The sequence below is a fragment of the Butyrivibrio sp. genome, from assembly GCF_024699075.1.
In genome coordinates this window covers 1-3324 of record NZ_JAILQF010000461.1, presented here as the reverse complement: position 1 = coordinate 3324, position 3324 = coordinate 1, and the positions used below count along the sequence as shown (strand labels likewise).

4 protein-coding genes are annotated in these 3324 nt (G+C 42.1%); all 4 read right to left on the bottom strand.

Annotation, left to right across the window (positions count from 1 at the left end; genetic code table 11):
• Window positions 1–194: 194 nt before the first annotated feature.
• Window positions 195–821, bottom strand: a complete 627-nt coding sequence (locus K6G87_RS18230; protein WP_296840473.1) for an SOS response-associated peptidase — start codon at window positions 819–821, stop codon at window positions 195–197.
• 127 nt (window positions 822–948) lie between these two features.
• A complete protein-coding gene (locus K6G87_RS18225; protein WP_022758678.1) occupies window positions 949–1203 on the bottom strand; it encodes a hypothetical protein in 255 nt (84 codons plus the stop codon).
• A 22-nt stretch (window positions 1204–1225) separates the two neighbouring features.
• A complete protein-coding gene (locus tag K6G87_RS18220; protein ID WP_296840470.1) occupies window positions 1226–2632 on the bottom strand; it encodes a Y-family DNA polymerase in 1407 nt (468 codons plus the stop codon).
• 83 nt (window positions 2633–2715) lie between these two features.
• On the bottom strand, window positions 2716–3324 hold a 609-nt coding region (locus K6G87_RS18215), incomplete at its 5' end, for a LexA family transcriptional regulator (RefSeq protein WP_296840468.1).

Genomic DNA, 3324 nt, shown 5'->3' with positions numbered 1-3324 from the left:
ATCGGACAGATGTATATCGATGAGATCAGAAAATATCTAGATGATATTGAAGAGCAGGGCAGTGAAGATACAACAGAACCTTTAAAGAAAATCGTGTAATGAGTATTTCCACTCTGGAGGAGCAGTATCTTCGAAGAATTTGTGAGTATATATTGTTCCCCATGTGGGCTGATGATAGAAAGCTGAGAGATGTGTTAACTCTCAGCTTTTTCTATGACCATATCTTCAAGAGCAAATCTGACTATTTCTTCAGGATCTGACGATGGGCTTATCCAGTCATCAATCTTATCTGTTGGAAGTATGAGAGGTATTCGGTCGTGAATCTTGGCTAGTTCTTTGGTTGGATCTTTTGTCAGGACTACAAAGACAGGATAGCCTTCTTCAATGCGGTACAGGCCGCACAGCCAGGTCACAGTTAATCCGGCAGGCTGGATTGCAAACTTATCACCGGTTTTTTCTTTGCCATCAGGGTTTTTAAAGTGTTGCCATTCATAATAATGGGAAGCCGGGATGATGCATCTGTGAGATTTCCAGGCATCTTTAAAAGTGGGCTTAACACTTGCTGTTTCCATGCGGGCATTGAAAAGAGTTCTCTTATTATCTTTGGATAGAAAGCCCCATTGCATAGGATAGGCGCACCTTTCACCCTTGGGATTGGGAGCAAGGACAGGTACGATATCAGTAGGACGGACTTCGCCATAAGTAATGAATGGTCTTGCGTAGCTATCAATAAATTTCTGTACGAGTCTCGATCTTGAGGCTGCATCTATTATATCTTTTAATTCAGGAAGGTCTTTTTCAAGAGCATATCTGGTACACATAATATTATCTCCTGCAGGTAAGTGTCTGACTTTACAATGAACATATGTTGTCATGACAGTTATACAATAATTCGCCTACATATTTTGTTCGAATAGGTAAGATGGACTGCTTGTTATATGAACTGATTTAGGGTGCTTCATCTATGTGGATTGTATCGTCGAGGTAATTGTCTGTTACATCTGTCTGCATCTTAGCAAGTTCGTCATCAAATCCTTTAAGTGCATCAAATGGACTGAATATCTTCGCCCGTCTTGAAAGATCCATGGCAGGATGCTTTAATGAAAAACTGTCGTATTTATCATGCACAGGCTTTCCTTTCTCTAAGACATTCTTATATCTGAAAGAGGAAGGAAATGCATTGTTATATGTGGCATTATACATTGTGGTTCCTCCTTCGTTAGACTTAGGCCTTATGCCCACCAATCTGCTCATTTCTCATTCTGGTTGTTGCACCTTCTAAAAAGTTTGTTCCTTTTAGTAGGGCATTGGCTCCGTACTTGTTTCTGACTTCAAGAAGAGCAGCGTGAATTCTCTTCTCCCTATCTAAGGCATCATAATCAGTAAAGAGATCCAGCTGATATATTCCATCATCGCTTGTAACATCGCAGGCACTGACACCGAGCCTTCTAAGCAGGATCCTGTGATCGCTCTTTTTTGCAATGTCTTGCATGATCTTAGGAATGATGATATTTGCAGCATTAGTAGCGGCAGTTAATCTGACAGTTCCGTTGGAGTGAGCAGGATGGAGCCTTCCGTACCAGTCGATGGATAGTCTTCCATCATATTCAGGGAAGTACTCCATGCTTTTGTAATCGTAACTTATCCACCAGGTGAATCTTGAGGATACAAGGTTCTTTTTGTACATATCGCAGCACAGTATGTCGATCATCTCTTTAAATACAACGCAGGCCTCTTGGTATTTGTAAGGTCTTTGAAGTACCTGACCATTGGTAAGGGAGTGGTTGTCGCTCTTGTAGTGCTTAATATCATACATGGTGACAGGTTCTATCCCCCATGCATGATCGATCAGTATTTCTGCATCAATACCGAAGATTTTATACAATAACTCTTCATCCAGCTGTGAACGTTCAGCTATATCACCCATGGTGTACATATGATTGCTGGCAAGCCTTGCAGCCTTACCACGACCTATCTGCCAGAAGTCGGTGAGAGGCTTATGCTCCCATAAAAGAAGCCTGTAGCTTTCTTCCGTAAGTGATGCGATCCGGACCCCGTCTTTATCGGCGGGAGCTTTCTTAGCCACTATGTCCATGGCAACCTTGGCAAGGTATAGATTGGTTCCAATCCCGACAGTTGCCGTGATGCCGGTATTCTTAAGCACATCACGTATAATGGTTAGCGCCATGAAGTGGGCCGGATGCTGGCAGGCCTTTCTGGCGGCATCTTCATAGAAGTGCAGATATGGCGTGCAATCAATAAAACATTCATCAATGCTGTATACATGGACATCTTCGGGTGATACATACTTTAGGTATATTCCATATATCTTTGCAGAGATTTTTTCATATTCCGCCATACGTGGAGTTGCCGTGATATAACGCACTTTGGTATGGTGGAGCTTTTCATATTTACTTATCGCTTGTTTGGCTTCAAAGAGTCTAGGCCTACTGGGAACGCCGATACCTTTAAGAGCAGGAGATACCGCAAGGCAGATGGTCTGATCGGATCTGCTTGCATCTGCTACGAGAAGCTTGGCACTTAAGGGGTCAAGACCTCTGGCTACACATTCAACAGATGCATAGAAGCTTTTCATATCTATGGCGATGTAAGTTTTTTGGTTAATATCCATATGATCTAATGACTTTAATGGTGCAAATCTGAGCACTGATAAGGTTTTGGCAATAAGGACGTGTTCCAATCAGGCAAAGATGCTTAATCTGTGGCGAGCTTGCCAAATATTTTGAAAGTATTATATTCGCCCACTTCAATAGGCTTGTACTTGGCATTGAGTGATACCAAGAATGTTCCCGATTTATTAACTACATATTTTTTGATATAAGTCATTCCATCCAGAAAAAAGAGTCCGATGTCACCTGATTCGAGCATGTCTTTCTGTTCAATCCAGACAAGCTCTTCGTCATGGAACCTGGGTTCCATACTGTCTCCTGTAATGTATACGCCAAAGTCAGCTTTCTTAGGAACAGGTTCTGTGATCTCCATCATTTCGAAGTTCTCTTCATCAAGAAGATTACCGGTACCTGCTGATGCAGAAATAAGGGCTATCTTCATGAGACGAGGCCCAATATCGATAATATCTGAGCTGTGCTTTTTGTAATCTCCGGACTTTTTGAGAAGATCAATGTATTCGAGTGCCTTCTGAGTTCCTTCAGAATTAAGTTCTTTAAAAGGATCCAGAGGATTCTCACCAATGAATTCTGTGTAAATATCGCTTATCTTAAGTATCTCACAGACCGTCAGAAGAGCTTCGGCGCTGGGGGTAGTGTTCCCTTTCTCCCAGGCACTGATTCCTGCGTTGGTAAT